The organism is Pseudomonas sp. Lb2C2 (assembly GCF_052112205.1).
GTDB classification, from domain to species: domain Bacteria; phylum Pseudomonadota; class Gammaproteobacteria; order Pseudomonadales; family Pseudomonadaceae; genus Aquipseudomonas; species Aquipseudomonas kilonensis.
Genome location: NZ_JAUTYW010000006.1, coordinates 270,812 through 290,339, shown reverse-complemented (window position 1 = coordinate 290,339; position 19,528 = coordinate 270,812). Strand labels below are relative to the sequence as shown.

Sequence of the window (19,528 nt, the reverse complement as noted above, 5' to 3'; positions counted from 1 at the left end):
TCCGCACGGGTTGCCTGGAGCCTTCAGACGAGGGCGCAATGATGCCAATCCATTACTCCAGGCGACGGGTGCTGCTGCACTGGGTGTCGGCGGCCATTATCTTATGGGCGTTGGCGTCCGGTTTTTATGTGGCGTTCAACCCGGTTTCAGCTTCGACCGAACAGTGGGTCGGCTCACTCAATGTGTCGCTGACCACGCTGTTCATTCCGCTGTTTGTGTGGCGGGCCTACCTGTTTTTCGGCGGGCTGGAAGCCCGTGGAACGGCGCCTTCATTTACACAGCGGCTGGCCCTGGCGGTACACGCGTTGATCTACTTGATCATCGGCATCGTGCTGGTGACCGGTGTGCTGATGATGAAAAGCGCCATCAGTATCTTCGGCCTTGTTCACATCCCCCAGCCACTGGGCGATCCGGCACTGATCGAACTGGCCCACACCCTCCATACTCTGTCTTGTGCGGGGCTTTCGGTGCTGGTCGCGCTGCATCTGTGCGCGGTGCTCTGGCATGAGTTTTCCGGACGCAGGGTGGTGCGGCGGATGTCCTTCGCCAAGCCTGCGGGCACGATCCGGAGAGCACAACGGTGAGCCTGTCTTTTCGGGGCGGCAGCCGTCTGCCGAAGCTGCTGCTGGTGCTCCTGCCGCTGCTGTACGGGATCTTCCTGGCCGGGCAAGAGTGGCGCTTTCGCCAGGCATTGGGCCGTGATGTGCCGGTGCTGAGCAACCCGCCGGTGGCTCCTGTTCGCGACGTGCCCAACGTCCAAGCCGTGGCCACGGTGCTTGGTCTGGCGCCTGAAGGTGCCGACGCACCGAGCGCCGAACCGATTACGTTGCAGGCCAGCTTTGTCGCCGACCAAGGCTTGTCCCGGGCATTGCTGGCGGACGCCGCCGGCCCGCGCATTTACCAGGTGGGCGAGCGCTTGCCTGGTGGCAGCGTGCTGCGCCGGGTCGAGGCCAGCCATGTGATGTTGTGGCGCAACGGACGTGAAGAACGGTTGGCCCTGCGACACGCGGTCAAGCCCTTGCTACGCCGGTTGGAGCTCGAAGACGGGCGCCATGCCGCGCTGCATTCCTCGCAATACCTACGCCCGGTGGCCGGGCAATCAGAGTGATCGAATTCATGAACAGCTTTATCCGGGGCGGTGTTTCGCGCGTCCTGTTCTGCCTGGCCGTGTCCTGCCCAGTGGCGTTCTCCGGTTCGCTGCAGGCCGAGGAGACCCAATGGCAACTGGCGATGAACAATGCGGAACTGCGCGACGTGGTCGAGGAGTTCTCGGCGATCCTGGGCAAGACCGTGGTGCTCGATCCCCGGGTGTCCGGGCGCATTACGGTGATGTCCCGCCAGGCACTGGACCGCGAAGGGGTGCGTCGGTTGTTTTATTCGGTACTCGATGCACACAACTTCACCGTGATCGACGAGGGCGAGCGGATCCTGATCACCCCGGTCAGCGAGGCCAAGACCCGCGCTGGAATCGCTGATGCGAAAAGCGCCACACCGTCGCAGTTCGTCACCCGGGTCATCGACCTGCAATCGAGCATCGCTGCCGACGTCGCCGGGCTGGTCCGGCCCTTGGTGTCGGCCAATGGTTACGTCGGCCCTTCGGTATCGTCCAACGCGCTGGTGGTCACCGACACGGCTGCCAATGCCCAGCGCATTGCCGACGTGGTTCGGCAGTTGGACTCAGGGCGCAACCGCAATCATGTGGTAGTGCGGTTGCGGCATGCCCAGGCCGGCGATATCGCTCCGCTGATGGAAGCCGCCGGTGGCAAGCGCGAGGGCGATATGGCGGGCCTGGTGATCGCCGATGCCCGCAGCAATCGCCTGGTGATCATCGGCGCACCGGCGGTGCGTCAGCGCTTGGTCGACCTGGCTCGGACCCTCGACGTCCCTGCCGTCGTATCCCAGGACAACGCCCGGGTCATCCGTCTGCGCCATAGCGATGCCAAGCAATTGACCGAGGTGCTGGAAGGCGTCGGGCAGGATAAAAAAACCACGCCGACCCTGGCCGGCCAGCGGGACAGTGCCGCCACCCGCCCGTTCATGATCAAGGCCGATGAAAGCCAGAATGCCCTGGTGTTGATCGCCGATCCGGCCCAGGTCCGCATCATCGAAAACATCGTCCGTGAACTGGATCAACCTCGGGCCCAGGTACTTATCCACGCGGCCATCGTGGAGGTTTCCGGGGACATTACCGAAGCCTTGGGCGTGCAGTGGGGCCTCGACAGAGGCAGCGCGACCGGGTTCATCAACTTCCCGGGAACCGACATCCCGATCATCGGCAACCTGAACCTCAGCGAACTGGATAAAGGACCGGAAGGCGCGATCCTGCGGCTGGGCGGCGACCGCTTCAGTGCGCTGATCTCGGCGCTGGCGAGCAATACCCACAGCAACCTGCTGTCCACACCCAGCCTGCTGACCCTGGATAATCAGGAAGCGGAAATCATCGTGGGCCAGAACGTCCCGTTCAAGACCGGCTCCTACGCCACCAGCGGTAACGGTGCGGACAATCCGTTCACCACCGTGGAACGCAAGGACGTCGGCATCAGCCTCAAGGTCAAGCCGTACATCAACGAAGGCTCGACCTTGCGCCTTGAAGTCGAGCAGGAAGTTTCGGACATCGCGCCGTCGGTCTCCGGTGTGGACTCCTCTGACCTGATCACCAACAAACGGGCCTTGAAGAGCACGATCCTGGCGGACGATGGCGAGATCATCGTGATCGGCGGCCTGATCCGCGACAGTGTCCGCACCCAGCAAAGCGGTGTGCCGTTGCTGCGCAGTATTCCGTACCTGGGCGCGCTGTTTCGCTGGAACCGTGACACCCAGACCAAAAGCAACCTGATGGTGTTCCTGCGCCCGACCATCGTGCGCAGCAACGAAGACCTCGCCGAGGTGAGCCGCCAGCGTTATGACGCGCTCCGGGACCTGAGCAAGCCGGGCTCGCGGAAAAACAATTCACTGCTGCTGCCCAGGGACGCTCGCCAGGTGTTCGAATCCTCCCCGCAAGCGCCGGCGGCCGCCCCGCGCCCACAGCGCTCCGGTGACCTGTGAGCGAGCAGTTGCCCTTTGGTTTCGCCAGGCGCCTGGGGGTGCTGCTGGAAGGCGAGGGGTCGACCTTGAGCCTGGTCATGCGCCGCGATACACCCCTGACCGCCGTGGCAGAAGTGCAGCGCCTGTGCGGTCGGGATTTGCCTATCCTGGTGCTGGAACCGGCGCCGTTCGCCGCGCGCCTGGCCAGCGTCTATCGCCAGGGCCAGAGCGCCGCCGAACAGGTCGCCCAAGGCCTGGACGAGGAACTGGACCTGCTCAGCCTGGCCGACCAAATGCCGCAGACCACCGACCTGCTGGAGCAGCAGGGCGATGCGCCGATCATCCGGCTGATCAATGCCTTGCTCAGCGAGGCCGTCCGCGAACACGCGTCGGACGTGCACCTGGAAACGTTCGAGCAGTACCTGTCGGTGCGCATGCGCATCGACGGTCAGTTGCGGGAAATGCTCCGTCCGCGTCGGGAACTGGCGAGTCTGCTGGTGTCGCGAATCAAGGTCATGGCGCGCCTGGACATCGCCGAGAAACGCGTGCCCCAGGACGGTCGAATGGCCTTGCGCCTGGCCGGGCACGAAGTCGATGTGCGGGTCTCGACCCTGCCTTCGGCCCATGGCGAGCGCGTGGTGTTGCGCCTGCTCGACAAGCAGGCCGGGCGCCTGGAGCTGCAGCGCCTGGGCCTGCCCGACGACACCCTGGCCGGCCTGCGGCAGTTGCTCGGCAAGCCCCACGGCATCGTGTTGGTCACCGGGCCCACGGGGTCGGGGAAAACCACCAGCCTGTACGCGGCGCTGAGCAGTATCAACGACCAGAGCCGCAACATCCTCACCGTCGAAGACCCCATCGAATATCACCTGCCGGGCATTGGCCAGATGCCGGTCAATCCGAAAGTCGACATGACCTTTGCCCGTGGTCTGCGGGCCATTTTGCGCCAGGACCCGGACGTGGTGATGGTCGGCGAAATACGTGACCGCGAGACCGCCGAAATCGCCGTCCAGGCGTCGCTGACCGGGCACCTGGTGCTCTCGACACTGCACACCAACACCGCCGTCGGCGCGGTCACGCGGCTGGTGGACATGGGCGTGGATGCCTATCTGCTGGCGTCGTCCCTGGCCGGCATCGTCGCCCAGCGCTTGTTGCGCCGCTTGTGCCCGTCCTGCAAGACGGCCTATGTGGCCGACACCGCCACCTGTCGGCGTCTGGGCCTCGACGCCGACGCCGCACCCCGGTTGTTCAGGGCCCAGGGCTGCGAGCACTGCCAGAAGGGTTATCGCGGACGCTTCGGTATCTATGAGCTGGTGAATGTCAGCGCCGCCCTGTCGCAACTGATTCATCAGGGCGCCACCGAGCAGGCGCTGGCCGCCGAGGCGCGCAAGACCTCCCGCAGCCTGTTTCAGGACGGCCGCCAGCGGGTGCTGGAAGGCCTGACCAGCGTCGATGAACTGCTGCGCATCACCCAGGAGGATTAGCGCCGTGCCGACCTTCGACTATCGGGCCGAAGACGCCCAGGGCCGACGTTGCAAGGGCCGCGTGGAAGCCGATGGCCCGCGCCATGCTCGCCAGTTGCTGCGCGAGCGCGGCTTGCTGCCCAGCGAACTGGCTGAAGCCAAGGAACCGCGAGCCTTGGGCGGGCGACATGCCGGGGCGCGTTTGAGCCCGGCAGATCTGGCGTTGCTGACATTGCAGCTGTCCACCTTGATCCAGGCCGGCCTGCCCCTCGAAGAGTCCCTGGGAGCGGTGGCGCAACAGAGCCAGAAGCGCCGCGTCACCCACCTGCTGGCGGCGGTGCGCAGCCGGGTGATGGAAGGCCATGCGTTGGCGACGGCACTGAGGGCCTTTCCCCAGGCGTTCCCCGAGCTGTTCTGCGCCACGGTCGCGGCAGGCGAGCAATCCGGGCACCTGGGGCAAGTGTTGGAACAGCTGGCGAGCTACACCCAGGCGCGCCAGGCGTCACGCCAGCGCATTCAACTGGCGTTGGTGTACCCGCTGATCCTGATGCTGGCCTGTGTCGCGATTGTTGGCTTCCTGCTGGGTTACGTGGTGCCGGATGTGGTGAAGATTTTCATCGACAGCGGCCAGCCGTTGCCCTGGCTGACCCAGGCGCTGATCGCCGTGAGCGATGGCTTGCGCCGCTATGGCCTGCTGCTGCTCGGTGCGCTGGCCGGGCTGCTCGGGCTATGGCGTTGGAGCCTGCGCCAACCGGCGTGGCGCCTGCGCTGGCACCGTGTGTTGCTGCGGCTGCCGGTGTTGAGTGAAGTGCTGCGGGCGATGGAGGCGGCCCGATTCGCCAGCACCCTGGCGATCCTGAGCAAAAGCGCCGTGCCTTTAGTGGATGCCTTGCACATCGCCGCGCAGGTGATCGGCAACCTGACGATTCGCGCCCGCATGGCCGACGTCGCCCGTTCGGTTCGCGAAGGCGGGACCCTGACCCGCGGCCTTGAGCAGGGCGGCGATATCCCGCCGCTGATGCTGCACATGATCGCCAGCGGCGAACGGGCCGGCGAGCTCGACAGCATGCTGGCCCGGGCCGCCGAACAACAGGAAGCCAGCCTCGCGGCGCGTATCGCGCTGGTGGTGAGCCTGTTCGAACCGGCCATGTTGGTGCTGATGGGCTGCGTCGTGCTGCTGATCGTCATGGCCATCCTCCTACCGATCCTGAGCCTCAACCAATTGGTGAATTGACCGATGAAACTCCAAAGCAAGCAACCTGCACGCCCTCAACGCGGCTTCACCCTGATTGAAATCATGGTGGTGGTGGTCATCATTGGCGTGCTGGGCGCCATCGTGGTGCCGCAGTTCATGAGCCGACCCGACCAGGCCAAGGTCACGGCCGCCCGCACCGATATCCAGGCGATCGCCACGGCCCTGGAAATGTACCGCCTCGACAACTTCCAGTACCCATCGACCCAACAAGGCCTGGAGGCGCTGAGCAAACGCCCGTCCGGTACGCCTGCGGCAAGGAACTGGAACCCCCAGGGCTATCTGAAAAGCCTGCCGATCGACCCCTGGGGCACGCCCTATCAGTACCTCAACCCTGGGCACAAATCCCTCGATGGCAGCTATGACCTCTACTCCCTGGGCGCCGATGGCGTGTCGGGCGGCGAAGGCATGGCGGCTGACATCGGCAATTGGGTCGAGTGAACATGGGTCGTCATTGCCGGGGCTTCACCTTGCTGGAACTGATGGTCGTCATCGTCTTGATCGGGATTTTGGCAGGCATGGTCAGCTTCGCCACGGGTTCGAGCCCGATACGTGAGGCCCGGCAGCAAGCTCAAGACTTCGTGCGTGTGGTCCAGCAGTTGCGCGAGCGGGCGGTATTGGACGGGCAGGAATACGGTGTGCGCGTGCAGCCTCGCAGCTACCAGGCGTTGCGCCTCGAAGCCCAGGGCTGGACGGCGGTGTCGGCGTTGCATCGATTGCCTGAGGGGCTGACGCTCGGGTTGGAGCAGGACGGTCATGTCCTCAGGCTCGATGATGTTCAAGGCCCACCGCAGTTGCTGATGCTCAGCAGTGACGAGATCAGCCCGTTCAGGCTGCTCATCAACGTCGCCGGGCAGACGATTTCCCGGGTGTCGAGCGATGGCCTGGCGGAGCCGTTCATCGATGATTAACCCTCGCAGGCCGGCTGCCGGTTGCCGCGGCTTCACGCTGTTGGAAGTCATGATCGCCCTGGCGATTTTCGCGACGCTGGCGGCCGCCGTGCTCTCGGCCAGTCAGTTCGTGCTCAAGCAAAGCGCCGGGCTTGAGGACCGTCTGTTCGGCGCCTGGCTGGCGGACAATCAGTTGAGCGAACTGCGCCTGCAAGCCGCTACGCCACCAGGGCAACAGCGTCTGAGCCGCCTCCTGGATCGCCGCGACTGGGTCTTGCAACAGCGTGTCGCCCCGGCTGCTGATGGGCGCCTGCTGCAGGTCGAGATCCAGGTCAGCCGTGTCGACAACGCGAGCGTCGTGCATCGCACCACCGGATGGATCCGCAGCCGTGATGAATAAGCAGTCGGGCTTCACTTTGTTGGAGCTGGTCATCGCCATCGGCATTTTTGCCTTGCTCGGCCTGGCCAGTTGGCGGTTGTTCGATGGCGTCGTGCGGACCCAGCAGGGAGCCGGTCAGCATGAGCGCGACATCCGGGCCTTGCAGCGTGCCGTCGGCGTGATCGAGCGGGATGTGTGGCAGGCGGTTGCCGGTTCGGTCGTGCTCGCGCCGGGGCGTTTGCAACTGCAGCGCAGCCATTGGCGCAATCCACTGGACCAGCCACGCAGCGAACGGCGGACGGTGAGCTATCGGCTCGAGGGCGCAGCGTTGTGGCGCGACGGTGTCGGCGAAGGCACGTCCCTTGTGCAGCAGCAGAAGCTGCTCGACGACGTACACGGTTTGAGCTGGCGGGTGTTCGACCGGCAACGTGGCTGGCACAGCGAAACCGCGGGCGACATTGCGCCGCTGGCGTTGGAGTTGATCGTGTCGGTGGGGCGTTTCGAACAGGTCCGTCGAGTGCTGCTGTTGCCGGGAGCGTTGCCATGAAGCGACAACAAGGCGTGGCGCTGATCAGCGTGCTGCTGGTGCTGAGCCTGGCATTGCTGCTGATCGGTGGCCTGTTGCGCAGTCATCGCCTGTTGTTGCACAGCAGCGCGCAGCAGTTGCAACAGGTCCAGTTGCGTCAATTGGGGCTGGCGGGTGAAGCCTGGGCGCTGACGGTATTGGAAGGCAGCGCGATCACGCCATCCGGGCCCGTTGACCTGAGCCAGGGTTGGGCTCGGCTTGAGCCTGTCTACGAAATGGAAGACGCCAAGCTTCACATCGATATCGAGGATTTGTCCGGGCGCTTGAATCTCAACGCGCTGCTGGCCCTGGGGCAAATCGATCAGGTCACCCTCGGCCGCTGGACCCGCTTGCTGGCCTTGCTGGATCTGCCGCCGCTGTCGTTGCCCCAGGTCGGGCCGGTGCAGGAGTTGAGTCAACTGCGCCTGCTGCCGGGCATCGACGGCCAGACATTGCGACGCCTGGAGCCGTGGGTGGCGTTGCTGCCCAAAGACGCGCGGCTGAACATCAATACCGCCCCGCAGCGCGTGCTGATGACCCTCGATGGTATGGAAGCCGGGCCCGCCCAGGCGTTGGTCAACCAGCGTCGCCACGCGCCATATGCCAGCGTGCAGGCCTTCACCCATGACCCGTTGTTGTCCGGGCTGGGCCTCAACAGCCACGGGCTGGGGGTGGGCAGTCGCTGGTTCCGAATCACCGTGAGCGTGATCCATGCCGACAGCCGTCTACGCCTGGCCTCGGATATCGAGCGTGATTCTGTTAGCGGGCGCTGGACTGTTCGTCAGCGTCGTTTCCTACCCTTGAGCCCCAGCGAGCTTCCTTGATGAAAACCTGGCTTTACCTGACGGCTGAAGGCCTGGGCGCGCCTTGCGCCAACTGGCCATGCTGCGTGTGGTCGCCAACCGGCGAGCGTCGTCGCCTGCCCCTGCACGAAGCGGCACGCGAATTGAACGGACGGCTCGTCGACGTGCTTTTGCCGATGGAAATGTGCAGCTGGTTGCGCAGCGATCCGTGGCCCTCTCGACGCCAGCCCAAACCCCAGGCCCTGGCATTCGCCGTCGAAGAGCAACTGAGTGAAAACCTGGAGGCGCTGCACATCAGCATCGGCCCGCGCGACCGTCTGCACCGCTATCCGATGATGGTGACGGAGCGAGCCCGGTTCCAGGCATTGCTGGCGTTGCTGGCGGCACAAGGCATTGAGGTGCGTGCGGTGCATGTCGATGCCGATCTGCTTGCCGATGACCAGGCGTTTGGCGTGCGCTGGTTCGGGCGCTGGCTCTTGGGCGCAGGGCTGTCGGCGCGTCTGTCGTTGTCGGCCCGAGGCTTGGCGACGCTCAAACCCGGCCTGCCTGAAGATATCCACTGGCTGGATGAGGAACGTGATCGCCAGGGTATCGATGAGTGGCTGTTGAGCGCTGGCGGACAGCCCATCGACCTGTTGCAGGGCGAGTTTCGTCGGCGCCGCCAACCGCTGCCATGGCGTGGCGCTTCGGCGGCTGTGCTGGGCACGTTGGTGCTCACCTGGGCCTTTAGTGACGCCCGCCTACGTTTTCTTGAAAGCGAAACCCGGCTTCTCTATGCCCAAAGCGAACAGCGCTTCAGGTCGTTGTATCCCGGGCAGGAGCGGATCGTCGACCTGGCGGCGCAGTTCCAGGCATTGCAGAGTCGTCGCGGACAGAGTCAGGACACCCAGGTCGCGCGTCTGGCCCGTCTGACCGAGCAGGTCATTGGCGCCAGTAACGTCGAGGTGCAGCGTATCGATTTTCGTGAAGGCGAAGGCTGGAAGATCCAACTGACGGCCAACAGCTTCGTCGAACTGGAACAACTGCGTGAACGCGGGCAGCAGAACGGATTGCCCGTCACCCTGGGCAGCGCGAGCAAACAGAACAATCGCGTGCAGGCCATTCTCACGCTGGAGAACAGTTGATGAACGTCAAGGGATGGTTGGCTTTGAAACAGGCCTGGGGGAGAACATCGCGCCGTGAGCAAGGGCTGTTGCTGGGGCTTGCCGGGCTGGTGCTGGTGGCGCTGGCCTACACTTCGATTTGGCAACCGACTCGGCAACGGCTGGAGGTTGCCGAACGACAGCATCGCCAACAGGCCGAACTGATGGCCCGGATCCAGCGCGCCGAACCCACCCGGGATGCGACTGCCGCCGCGCGGCCCTTGTCGGTGCGCGTCAACGAGGGTGCGACAGCGGCGGGATTGGAAATAGCGGAAATGGAGGTCGACGGCGAATCGTTGCGGCTTGTCGTCAGTGGCGAGGCCAATTCGTTGCTTGGTTGGTTGGATCAACAAGAGCGGGAGGGGGCGGTGCTGCAATCGCTCACGCTGGAAGCTGAGAATGGTGTGCTGGGTGCGCGGGTGGTTTTGCGTCAATGACCGACCGAGCACACAACAATTTTGGCCAGGCGCATGGGCTCTTGTGGCGAGGGAGCTTGCTCCCGCTCGGCTGCGCAGCAGACGCAAACCGGTCGGCAGGATTTACCAGTTGCACCGCGGCGTCTGGCTTTTGGGGCGGCTGCGCCACCCAGCGGGAGCAAGCTCCCTCGCCACAAAGTGTCCACGCTGTCCCTGGCTTGGGTCGTGAAGTCGTGATGGCTTAAACCTGCACATTCCCTGGCAGCAACGGCAATTTCGCCAGCTTCACCGCCACCCACAACGCAATCACCAGCAAACCACCGATGAACAAGCCGACACCGTTCCACCCGCCCAGGTGCCAGGCCACGCCGCCGGCCGTACCTGCAACGCTGGATCCGGCGTAATAGCTGAACAGATAAAGTGACGAAGCCTGGCCCTTGGCCTTGAGGGCGCGGCGGCCGATCCAACTGCTGGCGACCGAGTGGGCGCCGAAGAAACCGAAGGTGAACACCAGCATGCCCAGCACGACCAGCCACAGCGGGGTGGCCATGGTCAGCGCGAGGCCGGCCAGCATCAGCGCAATGGTTGCCCAGAGCATTTTGCGCCGGCCGAGTCTGTCCGCCAGTGCGCCGATTTTTGCCGAGCTGTAGATGCCCGACAGGTACACCACCGACAGCAACCCGACAAAGGCCTGGTCCAAGTGATAAGGCTCGGCCAGCAGGCGGTAGCCGATGTAGTTGAACAGCGTCACGAACGCGCCCATCAACACGAAGGCTTCGAGAAACAGCAGCGGCAACCCGGCGTCGCGAAAGTGCATGGTGAAGCCGTCCAGCAGGCTGCGCGGGTGCAGCGAACGGGGACGGAAGTTACGTGACTCGGGGAGGATTCTCCAGAACACCGCCGCCGCGATCAGCGCCAGACCGCCAATCACCAGCATCGCCGTGTGCCAACTGACAAAGTCGATCAAGACCCCGGTGATCAGGCGTCCGCACATGCCGCCGATGGCGTTGCCGGCGATGTACAGCCCCATCGCCAGGCCGATGTGCTTGGGATGAATTTCCTCGCTCAAATACGTCATCGCAACGGCTGCCAATCCACTCAACGACAGCCCCACCAAGGCGCGCAGCAGCAATACACCCTGCCAGGTCGGCATCATGGCGCTGGCAATCGTGCACACCGAGGCGGCGAACAGCGCCGCGACCATCACCGGCTTGCGCCCGATGCGGTCGGAAATCGGGCCGGTGATCAACAGGCCGATGGCGAGCAGGCCGGTCGCTACCGACAGGATCAGGCTGCTCTGCGCCGCGTTGATGGAAAATTCCTTGGACAACAGCGGCATCATCGGTTGCACGCAATACAGCAGGGCAAAGGTCGCAAAGCCACCACAGAACAGCGCCAGTACCGTGCGCATGAACAGTGGCGTGCCTTTCTCTATGTAGATGTCCTTGAGTTCGGCGACGACGTCATCCTGCGCACGCGGTGGGATTTCATGGGCCAGTGGAGCGACAGCAGTTTTCACGGTGGACCTCGCAAGGGCACGATCAGGCAGGCAATGAAAAAAGCATATAGCCGGCTAATGATTCTATCCAATATATTGTTCGACCTGTTTAAGACGTTTTACGACCTATTGGATAGCCCATGGAATTGCGTCACCTGCGTTACTTCATCGCCGTTGCCGAAGAACTGCATTTCGGCCGTGCCGCGCTGGCCCTGGGCATCTCCCAGCCGCCCTTGAGCCAGCAGATCCAGGCGCTGGAGCAGGAGATTGGCGCGCGGCTGTTCGAGCGTACCAATCGTCGGGTCGAATTGAGCGAGGCCGGACGGTTGTTCCTTGAAGAGGCGCGACGGGTATTGGTCCAGGTCGACAAAGCCGCCGACGTCGCCCGCCGCGCCCAACTGGGGGAGTTGGGTGAGCTGAAAATCGGCTTCACCTCCTCGGCGCCGTTCAATTCCACCATCCCCCAGGCGATTTTTTCATTCCGGCAACGCTTCCCGGCGGTGCACCTGAACCTGCGGGAAATGAGCAGTACCCAAGTGGCCGATGCACTGGTGGATGAAGAGATCGAGGTGGGCATCATGCGACCGTTGCCATTGCCTGACTCCCTGGCGGAAATCGAACTCAGCCGCGAACCGCTGGTAGCCGTGCTCAGTGCCAAGCACCCCCTGGCCCAAGGCAATGAAGACGGCCTGTTCCTCTCGGCCTTGGCCCAGGAGCCGTTCGTGTTCTTCCCCCGCAGCTACGGCAGCGGCCTCTATGCCCAACTTCTGAACCTGGCCCGCGACGCCGGCTTCAGCCCGCACTTCGCCCAGGAAGCCGGTGAGGCCATGACCATCATCGGTTTGGTGGCGGCGGGGCTGGGTGTTTCGGTACTACCGGCGTCTTACCAGCGCATGCGTATCGATGGGGTGGTCTATCGACCGTTGCTCGATCCGGCGGCGGTGTCGGCGGTGTGGCTGGTACAGCGCAAGGACCAGCGTTCGCCGATGGCGAAGGCGTTTGTGGCGTTGTTGACTGGCAGTACCGAGTAGCGGGTTAAGCGAAAAAACGCCTGTGGGAGCGGGCTCAATCCCCCCAGACGGTTGCCGGTTTGTTTACGTGATAATTATAAAAACCCTGGAGTGTCCATGTATCGCCCTGGCGTTCGAATGCGGCGCGCCACAATCCTCGGCCACCACCTGGAACCAGTCGAGCCATGTCGTACCAGTAATACTGATTGATTCTCTTGGTTGTCACCCTGCCGGCACGAATGTCATCCATGATCTCCACCACTTTCGCTCTGGCTGTTTCAGGGAAGTTATCGTAGGACATTTGCGTGTCCGCCAGTGGGCTGGTATCAACCGTGAACTTGTCGGTCGCAGGCGACGGAACCGCTGAAGCAGGTGGTGTGGTTGGAGGTCGGGTGCCCGTCACTCTGTTTGTCCGGGCCTGTGTCACGACCTCGATGTCGAACGCGTCATAGCTGGATAAGTTTCTGGTGAATTTTGTAATTTCCTCTTCGGTCACAACCATCATTCTGCGCTGCGACTTGCCTTTGTTGGCGATGATGTAAGGGATTTCATGTTGCCTGATTTCTGTCAGTAGCCCGAGTCGGTTTCTGCGGCGCATTTCCGTACTGAAGGCATTGATGAATTTTATTTTGTATTCGTCCTGGCGTTCGGGGGCGTTAACGTATCTTCTCTTGGCAGCCTCTACATCCGGGCCACTTCCCGGGAATAGAGGCTCCAGCTGGTCAAGGATCTTGGCTTGAGCGACGTCCAGTATTTCGGTGTGGGCATCTGCTATTTTATGGACGGCGTTGCGCTTTTTTCCTCGTTCTGGGGTGATCGCAAGAAATACGGCACCGGTAACGTTATCGGGCAGTATGGTGATGGCCGTATTGAACTCACCTCTGTGATTGAACAGCTTCGGGCCAAGTATTTCTATCTTGTCGAATATCAGTATTTGTTGGGTGGCTGTAAGGCTGAAGCCATCGGCTCTCGATTCGATGACTTTGGTTGCAGTGTCGACGTGCATCCATATGTTGATCTTGTGTCTCAGGTTTGCATGTGGAACTACGTGGGTTTGATAGAGGGAGGTTATTTGTGCGCGATAAGAATCCAAGTCTCGCATGCCAACATCCTCCATGCTCTCATGAAGTATTCGTACAACCAGCTCATCAGGCATTGAATCAACAAGATTTTTTACGGTGTTGACCAACTCAACGGAGGGCCTGCGTTGGTCTGCCAAAGCACTTTCCAGCAATATGTTGCATCGCTTCTGTTGCGGGGTCTCTGGGGATCGACCGAGCAGGCTCTGTAATGCCCCGCCACCCAACAACCGGTTTTGCGCTTCAACCTGCCATCCGCCATTTCTCCAGGTCACCGTCCGCTGGTTCGTACGGTTGTTAGGCGCGTAGATAATCCGTTCGCCTCCCTGAATCGCCGATTTGTAGAAGTCCTTTCCTATGCTCAGATAACCCTGCCCTCTGGTGTCCCTGTACCGATTGCGGCCTTCGGGGATCAACCCCTTGCTGTCAAAGCCCCTGAGGTGAAAAGGCTCCAACTCCGGATCTGGCATGCGGGGCAGGGACGAGAGTGCCGGGCGTGCCTGATGACGCCTTGCGCGGGCCATGATCAAGTCCTGCCCGGCTTCGGCGATGACCTCACCCAGCCCGCTGATAAAGTCACGTGTCCACTGGCTGAAGTGACCGCCTTCGACATCGATTGCCGCCACTGCCGCCCCTGCGGCCATCGTCGGCAGGATCGCGCGTCCCAGTATCCCGCCCAGTCGGCCCGCAGGCGCCATCGACATCGCCCCGGTCAACAGCATGACGGCGTTTCTGCGCCCCTCCCGCGCGGCTGTGCTGTCGCGTTCGGCGTTGGTCACCGTCAACATGTCTGCCGTTTTCATCGCGTGGGTTATTTGCGTTTCATATAGTGCTTGGAGCAAGTTCCCTTCAACTACGGGCGAGGATATTTGTGTCGCAAAGTCGTTCTGTGCCCTGGCCCTCGCCCAGACGAAAGCAGACTGCGTGACTTGCCTTATCTTCTCCTCGAAGGCCAGCTTTTCCGAGGCTGGCACCATGCTGGCAAGCTGTACGGCCTGCTCCAGCAGCGGCAGCTGCGAAATGAGCCAGCGGGTCATTTGTGGCGTGGCAGTGAGCGTCTGCGCCAGGGTGCTTTCCAACGTTCGGCCGCTGGCTGCATCCACATCCCTGAACACCTTGCCATCCGGTGCTCCCGGCGTGTACAGCGTCAGCGAGGGGCGGCTCGACACAGTCTTCACCCCAAACGCCAGTATCGACTTCAGCACGCTGTTGCCCCACTGCAGTTGACGGACCACCACGTCGTGCCCGTTGACCTTGGCGCGCCGATCCGGTGCCGGACTGTCCAACGCTGCGAGCACCAGGTTCAGTCCGGTATTGTCCTTGTCGTGCCTCAGGTCGCCCGAAATATGGGCCGTCCACGCCTGGGCCCGGATCTGTTGCGCTTTCAGGGCCATCCATTGCGCCTGTGATTTGCGGGCGGCGAGCTGCACATCGGCCGCCAGCCGGGTGCCGATGTTCGCCCGCTCGATGGTCTCTACAATCTGCGCAAAGCTCAGCGGCCCGACGACGGTAGGCTGAGCGGCGTTGCGTTCGTCCTGGGTCAGGTTGGACATCGCCCACTCGGTCATGGAGCGACGGTCGTCCATGACGCCTCTCACGTCACCTTGCGAAACCCCGGAGCCGAACGGCGACGTGCCCGTTGGCGCATGCGGGTCGATCAGTTCTTTTCTGATACTCAGCGACACGTCTTCAGGGTCCGCCGGCGGGTATTTCTCCCCGATGAAGCCGGCGAGCAGGCGGCGGGTCCGCTCCCGAAGTGCCTGCGCGGTGGCCAGCGTCACCGGGTCCGCCGGGGGCGGTGTATCGACCAGACTGCTGTGCAGAGCCTGCGCCGCCCTCCACCATGCCAGGCGGTCATCACCAGTGATGTGGGGGAGGTCGTGCAGCCAGTCATTCAAGTTCTTCAGGTTCAGCCGCAGCTCGCGCTCGTCCATGGCGCCTGCCAGGTCCAGCTTATCGCCGATGTCCGCCGCGGCATCCAGCCTGCTCACCCAGGCGGCGATTTCCTCTTCCTCGGTCGGGCCGTTCAACAAGGTATTGCTCACGGTTGCTTTCTGCACCGCCCGTAAATCGCTGACCAAATGAACAAGGAAACTCCCTGGGATTGGCACGGTGTCCAACCGGTCCTTGACGTTATCGTCCTCCTTCAGGCTGGCCTTCAGTTCGGTCAGGCTGCCATGCACCGCCAGTGGATGACCCGGACGGTACAGCACAGCGTCCGCCGAATGATCGGTATGGTCGGGCCGTGTCAGCACGACGGCACCCGGCACCGGCAGGCTGAATCCCCAACCTTGGGGAGTGAGGCTCAGGCTGAAAACCCCGGGTCTGGTGGGCTGCGCCGCCAGATGGTCTGTCACTGCCTTGTGCATTGCCTGGCTCAGCGTTGTATCCAGCAAATGAAGATCCGCTTGTACCCGCAGTTGCGTACCCAGTTCTTCCGCCAGCCAGTCACCGACGTTGCGGCCCCGGGTGAAGTCGGCCGGTTTATTCCAGAAGTCGTCCAGTACCTGCGCCAGCAGCCGTTCATACGACGTTGGCGTGGTATTCAGCAGGCGTTTGATTTCTTCCTTTGCTTCACGACTGTTCAGGGCGCCGGGTACTTGGGTGATGTTGTCTTTCGTCACGACAACCTCAAGGTTGTCGATCTCGAGGAAAAACTCACGGGTATTCATCTGACCGGCAACGGCGCGCCAGAAAAGGGTCTCGAGGAAAACGATGTCTTTCACTGTCCGCCGGGACATCGGCCCGTTGGGGACGCGTTCCGATGGGGGGATGGGCTCCTCTTGCAGCGTGCACACCGACAACGTTTCGACGTCCATGGTGCCCGCCAAGGCGGGGAAGGTTCTTTTGAACCAGTAGTCCAGATGCTGTCTCGTGGCCGTCGAGGGCCAGGGAACGGCACTGTTCAAGCAGATCATGTGCTGCTGCGAGGTCGTGAGCCGGCTTATCAGTGAGGCACTGGGGTCAGTGGCGCTATCGGCCTGGGGAAGGTTGAAAGACAGTATGGGGGCGGTATCTTCCTGCATGTGCTCTTCCTGAGAGATTTTCGGAAGAACAACCTATTGAAGGCAAGCGACGATAGGGTGGTAGATAGATACCGCACATATAAAAGGGAGGGGCTGTACGAGCGCCTGCAACAAAGCGAATTTGACTTACTGTTTATTGTGCAAGAAGGTCAGGATCGCGTCGCGGGTAGCCTGCGGTTGTTCTTCCAACAGCCAATGTCCGGTATTGATCAGTGTTAATGAGTGCGGTTGCGTAGCAATGTGCAAGGCCTGTTCGGCCAAGGTTTTACCTCTCGAATGGTCCCCACCGATGGTGAGCAGCGGGACCGTCAACTTATTCTGGGCAAATGCCAGATTGTCATTCGCGTCATGCTCTACCCAGGCGGAATAAAGTTTGAATGCCGCCTCCATGCGCCCAGGTCGGGAGTAATCCTCCACCAGCGCCTGGCGCACCTCATCAGGTACCGTATCGTTGCCCTCGAATACAAAATCATCAAAAAACATGTCCAGGTAGGTTTTCTCCTGCCTCTGGATCATGGCCAGGGCCGTGTTACCAAAAAAGCGAAAGTGCCATTTACTTGCCATGCCCACTTCAAGATCACCGTTGTAAGCGGTTTCCCACCCAGGAATGCCAGGAATGAATCCATCCATCAAGATGATGTGCCTGGTTTCATCCGGGTAAAGAGCGCCGTAGGCATAGGCAATGATCAAGCCCATGTCGTGGCCAATAATATCGACCTGCTTGATGTTCAGGAGGGTTATCAGTTCGTGTAAATCATGCGCCATGCTTTTTTTGTCATAGCCACTTGTTGAAATATCAGTTTCGCCAGCACCGCGATAATCAGGAACGATCGGTGTAAAACCCGCACGCACCAATGGCCCCACCAACTCTCCCCAACTGCGCCAGCTTCCCGGAAACCCATGCACCAACAACACCGGGTGTTCACCATCACCGCCCATCAGATAGTGAAGGCGAATTCCGTTCACGTAAGCATAGGCGCGGGTAAATAGCACACCGTCCACAACAATGCCGCCTTGTTCTACAGAAGGCGTTGTGGCATGGCGTTGAGCAGAAACGGCCGTGACGCCTGACCAGGCGATCGTATTCATCAATTTTTTATCCATTTTTGAAACCGGGTTTAAACATCTGAAAATGGAAAGGCGCTTTTTCAAGTGGTTAAAGCCTGATGGGATCCGGAACCCCACCGATACTGTCGAAGATGACAGTTCCGACAAACGGCAAAACAGAATTGGACTGTCAGATTCCTCTCGGCTGTAGGAAAGCGCGCATTTTCTTTTCCGAAATTTCCTGTTCGTTCTTAATACCGTGCTGCCGGGATTGCGACTTGCTAGCGCTGCAACGTCTTATTCATTGCTCTGATGTTCGTCCGGCTTAGCGTTCTTGCCCAGAGGTAAGGAGAAAGGCAGTCCAAAGGCCAACGGATAACGTCCCTTGAACAGGAGCCTTAGTAATGAATGAACCCTTGCTGTCCCCATACACCAACGAAGTCTCTGCTGAATACCTCCTCCATTTGGACGACTTGTACTTGGAGCAACAGCAACTCGACGGTTACAGCGAAGAAGTCGTGGCATGGATTAATCGACAAAAGGCGTTTGTCGAAGCCCATCCTCCCATCGCTATTTACCGAGTGGCCACCGAGGGCAGCCAGACGCGTGGCGGCGGAACGATCCAGCAAGTGTCATCGTCGTTGACGTTCACCTTGGATAACGGCTGGAAGGTACGGGCCGCGCAGAAGGGTGATGAGGTGGTGTATGCCGATGGCAGCACGGCACGGATCATCACTGGCGCAGGGAAAAACAATAGCAACATTGCATTGGTCGGCAGTCGCCTGAGCAATGGCGACGAGATCATCAATACGCTTCAGAGGCGTTTCATGATCATCGTGCGGGAGGGTGTGCCGATGGCGGAGGATTTTTTGCCTGCGCTTAGGTTGGCGGAGGTTCATCGCCTGCACTCGAATGCGATGAAGGAGAATATCCAATGAACGAGGGTTACTTCATCGGTCTGGGCGACAAGACCACTTGCGGTGGGAAAGTGCTGGATGGCGATGGCAAGGTGAACATGTTTGGCCTGCAGCATGCCCGCGAAGGTGACCGCGTCTCTTGTGGAAAGGACGGGAACACCTATCAGATCAGGGGCGGTATCGGGCACATGGTCAGCCATGGCAGGCATATGGCTGGCACCCTGGATAGCCACAGTACCTGCCCCTGCAAGGCGCGACTGATCCCCTCGGTATTCTGGATCACCTACAAAAATGCAGACCCCGCACCGCAAGCCAGCCGAGCCGCTCAACTGGCTTAACGACCCTGTGGGAGCGAGCCTGCTCGCGATGACGGCGGCACAGCCAACATCGCCGACACTGACCCACCGCTATCGAACCCTGTAGGAGCTGCCGAAGGCTCGGGCCGCGTTCGGACGATCTTTTGATCTTTCGCTTGGGACTCAAGTGTCTGGGGAAAGATCGCAGCCTCGTTGCACTCGACAGCTCCTACACCCCAGCGGGGACTTCAAAAGGTGCTTTTTTATTGCACCTTCGCCAAATCCCCTTTCAACGCGACGCCGGCCATGATCGCGCCGGCGTGGCATTCGTAGGTGGTGGGATCCTTGCGTTCGTTGCGCTTGTAGAAGCTGACGATGTTAGTGACGGCGTTGGCACCGGCGTTCTTGGCCGCCTCGTGCAGGCTGATCAGGGCTGATTGCAGGACCCATTCGCAGGCTACTTCATCGGATTTGTTGAAGGCGTTGGTTTTCTTGTTGGTCACCGCTCCTGGGCTGACCACGGTGACGTTGCCGGCCGGTTTGTTTCCGGCCAGGTAGAACTTCACGCTGCCGTCGATCTTGCCGGTGCGGATGGCTTCGGCGACGACTTTATCGAACGGCAGGAACAGCGTGGTATCACGGGCCTGACTGAGGCTTGGCAGGCTGCTGAGCAACAGGACGGCGGTCACGGCGATTCTCTTCAACGACATCAGGGTCTCCTTGA

Annotated in this window: 19 protein-coding genes; 15 read left to right on the top strand and 4 right to left on the bottom strand. The window is 61.5% G+C overall.

The window, feature by feature from the left end; genetic code table 11:
* Positions 1 to 41 precede the first annotated feature (41 nt).
* Genes Q7F16_RS19920 through gspM form a run of 12 tightly spaced genes read left to right on the top strand, consistent with a single transcriptional unit; the run spans position 42 to position 9,952 of the window.
* On the top strand, positions 42 to 584 hold the full coding sequence (locus Q7F16_RS19920; RefSeq protein WP_046065116.1) for a cytochrome b: 543 nt from the start codon (positions 42 to 44) through the stop codon (positions 582 to 584).
* Positions 581 to 1,108, top strand: a complete 528-nt coding sequence (locus tag Q7F16_RS19915) for a type II secretion system protein N (protein ID WP_409556662.1) — start codon at positions 581 to 583, stop codon at positions 1,106 to 1,108. The genes Q7F16_RS19920 and Q7F16_RS19915 overlap by 4 nt, the downstream gene beginning before the upstream one ends.
* Positions 1,109 to 1,116: 8 nt before the next feature.
* Entirely contained in the window at positions 1,117 to 3,045 is a 1,929-nt protein-coding gene (gspD, locus tag Q7F16_RS19910) for a type II secretion system secretin GspD (RefSeq protein ID WP_409556663.1), read from the top strand.
* A complete protein-coding gene (gene gspE / locus Q7F16_RS19905; RefSeq protein WP_409556664.1) occupies positions 3,042 to 4,505 on the top strand; it encodes a type II secretion system ATPase GspE in 1,464 nt (487 codons plus the stop codon). Before gspD ends, gspE begins: the two co-directional genes overlap by 4 nt.
* Before the next feature lie 4 nt (positions 4,506 to 4,509).
* Positions 4,510 to 5,718: a type II secretion system inner membrane protein GspF gene (gene gspF, locus Q7F16_RS19900; protein ID WP_409556665.1), complete on the top strand. Its 1,209-nt coding sequence runs from the start codon at positions 4,510 to 4,512 to the stop codon at positions 5,716 to 5,718.
* Between the two features lie 3 nt (positions 5,719 to 5,721).
* Positions 5,722 to 6,177, top strand: a complete 456-nt coding sequence (gene gspG, locus Q7F16_RS19895) for a type II secretion system major pseudopilin GspG (protein WP_409556666.1) — start codon at positions 5,722 to 5,724, stop codon at positions 6,175 to 6,177.
* A 2-nt stretch (positions 6,178 to 6,179) separates the two neighbouring features.
* The gene (gene gspH / locus Q7F16_RS19890) at positions 6,180 to 6,647 is read left to right on the top strand and encodes a type II secretion system minor pseudopilin GspH (protein ID WP_409556667.1); all 468 of its coding nucleotides are present in this window, start codon (positions 6,180 to 6,182) and stop codon (positions 6,645 to 6,647) included.
* Positions 6,640 to 7,026: a type II secretion system minor pseudopilin GspI gene (gene gspI / locus Q7F16_RS19885; protein WP_186651205.1), complete on the top strand. Its 387-nt coding sequence runs from the start codon at positions 6,640 to 6,642 to the stop codon at positions 7,024 to 7,026. Before gspH ends, gspI begins: the two co-directional genes overlap by 8 nt.
* Positions 7,019 to 7,552 (top strand): type II secretion system minor pseudopilin GspJ, encoded by a 534-nt coding sequence (gspJ, locus tag Q7F16_RS19880; protein WP_409556668.1) that lies wholly within the window; start codon positions 7,019 to 7,021, stop codon positions 7,550 to 7,552. The genes gspI and gspJ overlap by 8 nt, the downstream gene beginning before the upstream one ends.
* Positions 7,549 to 8,394 carry a type II secretion system protein GspK gene (locus Q7F16_RS19875; RefSeq protein WP_409556669.1) on the top strand — a complete coding sequence of 282 codons (846 nt, stop codon included), beginning with the start codon at positions 7,549 to 7,551 and terminating at the stop codon, positions 8,392 to 8,394. The genes gspJ and Q7F16_RS19875 overlap by 4 nt, the downstream gene beginning before the upstream one ends.
* Positions 8,394 to 9,497 carry a type II secretion system protein GspL gene (gene gspL, locus Q7F16_RS19870; RefSeq protein ID WP_095974320.1) on the top strand — a complete coding sequence of 368 codons (1,104 nt, stop codon included), beginning with the start codon at positions 8,394 to 8,396 and terminating at the stop codon, positions 9,495 to 9,497. The genes Q7F16_RS19875 and gspL overlap by 1 nt, the downstream gene beginning before the upstream one ends.
* Positions 9,497 to 9,952 carry a type II secretion system protein GspM gene (gene gspM / locus Q7F16_RS19865; protein WP_409556745.1) on the top strand — a complete coding sequence of 152 codons (456 nt, stop codon included), beginning with the start codon at positions 9,497 to 9,499 and terminating at the stop codon, positions 9,950 to 9,952. The genes gspL and gspM overlap by 1 nt, the downstream gene beginning before the upstream one ends.
* A 220-nt stretch (positions 9,953 to 10,172) precedes the next feature.
* On the opposite strand, the gene Q7F16_RS19860 is transcribed toward gspM, so the two are convergent.
* A complete protein-coding gene (locus Q7F16_RS19860) occupies positions 10,173 to 11,429 on the bottom strand; it encodes an MFS transporter (RefSeq protein WP_373419638.1) in 1,257 nt (418 codons plus the stop codon).
* Between the two features lie 140 nt (positions 11,430 to 11,569).
* On the opposite strand from Q7F16_RS19860, the gene Q7F16_RS19855 reads away from it, so the two are divergent.
* The gene (locus Q7F16_RS19855) at positions 11,570 to 12,460 is read left to right on the top strand and encodes a LysR family transcriptional regulator (RefSeq protein WP_014336187.1); all 891 of its coding nucleotides are present in this window, start codon (positions 11,570 to 11,572) and stop codon (positions 12,458 to 12,460) included.
* A gap of 34 nt (positions 12,461 to 12,494) precedes the next feature.
* Here the strand turns inward: Q7F16_RS19855 and Q7F16_RS19850 are convergent, their stop codons facing one another.
* Together Q7F16_RS19850 and Q7F16_RS19845 are read right to left on the bottom strand one after the other, a co-directional pair.
* The gene (locus Q7F16_RS19850) at positions 12,495 to 16,544 is read right to left on the bottom strand and encodes a dermonecrotic toxin domain-containing protein (protein WP_409556670.1); all 4,050 of its coding nucleotides are present in this window, start codon (positions 16,542 to 16,544) and stop codon (positions 12,495 to 12,497) included.
* A gap of 126 nt (positions 16,545 to 16,670) precedes the next feature.
* On the bottom strand, positions 16,671 to 17,696 hold the full coding sequence (locus Q7F16_RS19845; RefSeq protein WP_235867846.1) for an alpha/beta fold hydrolase: 1,026 nt from the start codon (positions 17,694 to 17,696) through the stop codon (positions 16,671 to 16,673).
* A gap of 299 nt (positions 17,697 to 17,995) precedes the next feature.
* Here Q7F16_RS19845 and Q7F16_RS19840 point away from each other — a divergent pair, with 299 nt between their 5' ends.
* A complete protein-coding gene (locus Q7F16_RS19840) occupies positions 17,996 to 18,529 on the top strand; it encodes a PAAR domain-containing protein (RefSeq protein WP_079301579.1) in 534 nt (177 codons plus the stop codon).
* Positions 18,526 to 18,846 (top strand): PAAR domain-containing protein, encoded by a 321-nt coding sequence (locus Q7F16_RS19835; RefSeq protein ID WP_079301580.1) that lies wholly within the window; start codon positions 18,526 to 18,528, stop codon positions 18,844 to 18,846. The genes Q7F16_RS19840 and Q7F16_RS19835 overlap by 4 nt, the downstream gene beginning before the upstream one ends.
* 221 nt (positions 18,847 to 19,067) lie before the next feature.
* On the opposite strand, the gene Q7F16_RS19830 is transcribed toward Q7F16_RS19835, so the two are convergent.
* Complete coding sequence (locus Q7F16_RS19830; RefSeq protein WP_409556671.1) at positions 19,068 to 19,514, bottom strand: excinuclease; 447 nt, start codon at positions 19,512 to 19,514, stop codon at positions 19,068 to 19,070.
* Between the last annotated feature and the right edge of the window lie 14 nt (positions 19,515 to 19,528).

What these genes read in the sequence shown, in the direction of transcription:
- gspD (WP_409556663.1), top strand. Translation starts at nt 1,117, where the DNA reads ATGAACAGCTTTATCCGGGGCGGTGTTTCGCGCGTCCTGTTCTGCCTG.
- Q7F16_RS19850 (WP_409556670.1), bottom strand. Translation starts at nt 16,544, where the DNA reads ATGCAGGAAGATACCGCCCCCATACTGTCTTTCAACCTTCCCCAGGCC.
- gspG (WP_409556666.1), top strand. Translation starts at nt 5,722, where the DNA reads ATGAAACTCCAAAGCAAGCAACCTGCACGCCCTCAACGCGGCTTCACC.
- gspL (WP_095974320.1), top strand. Translation starts at nt 8,394, where the DNA reads ATGAAAACCTGGCTTTACCTGACGGCTGAAGGCCTGGGCGCGCCTTGC.
- Q7F16_RS19875 (WP_409556669.1), top strand. Translation starts at nt 7,549, where the DNA reads ATGAAGCGACAACAAGGCGTGGCGCTGATCAGCGTGCTGCTGGTGCTG.
- gspI (WP_186651205.1), top strand. Translation starts at nt 6,640, where the DNA reads ATGATTAACCCTCGCAGGCCGGCTGCCGGTTGCCGCGGCTTCACGCTG.
- Q7F16_RS19830 (WP_409556671.1), bottom strand. Translation starts at nt 19,514, where the DNA reads ATGTCGTTGAAGAGAATCGCCGTGACCGCCGTCCTGTTGCTCAGCAGC.
- Q7F16_RS19835 (WP_079301580.1), top strand. Translation starts at nt 18,526, where the DNA reads ATGAACGAGGGTTACTTCATCGGTCTGGGCGACAAGACCACTTGCGGT.
- gspM (WP_409556745.1), top strand. Translation starts at nt 9,497, where the DNA reads ATGAACGTCAAGGGATGGTTGGCTTTGAAACAGGCCTGGGGGAGAACA.
- Q7F16_RS19855 (WP_014336187.1), top strand. Translation starts at nt 11,570, where the DNA reads ATGGAATTGCGTCACCTGCGTTACTTCATCGCCGTTGCCGAAGAACTG.
- Q7F16_RS19920 (WP_046065116.1), top strand. Translation starts at nt 42, where the DNA reads ATGCCAATCCATTACTCCAGGCGACGGGTGCTGCTGCACTGGGTGTCG.
- gspH (WP_409556667.1), top strand. Translation starts at nt 6,180, where the DNA reads ATGGGTCGTCATTGCCGGGGCTTCACCTTGCTGGAACTGATGGTCGTC.
- Q7F16_RS19840 (WP_079301579.1), top strand. Translation starts at nt 17,996, where the DNA reads ATGAATGAACCCTTGCTGTCCCCATACACCAACGAAGTCTCTGCTGAA.
- gspJ (WP_409556668.1), top strand. Translation starts at nt 7,019, where the DNA reads ATGAATAAGCAGTCGGGCTTCACTTTGTTGGAGCTGGTCATCGCCATC.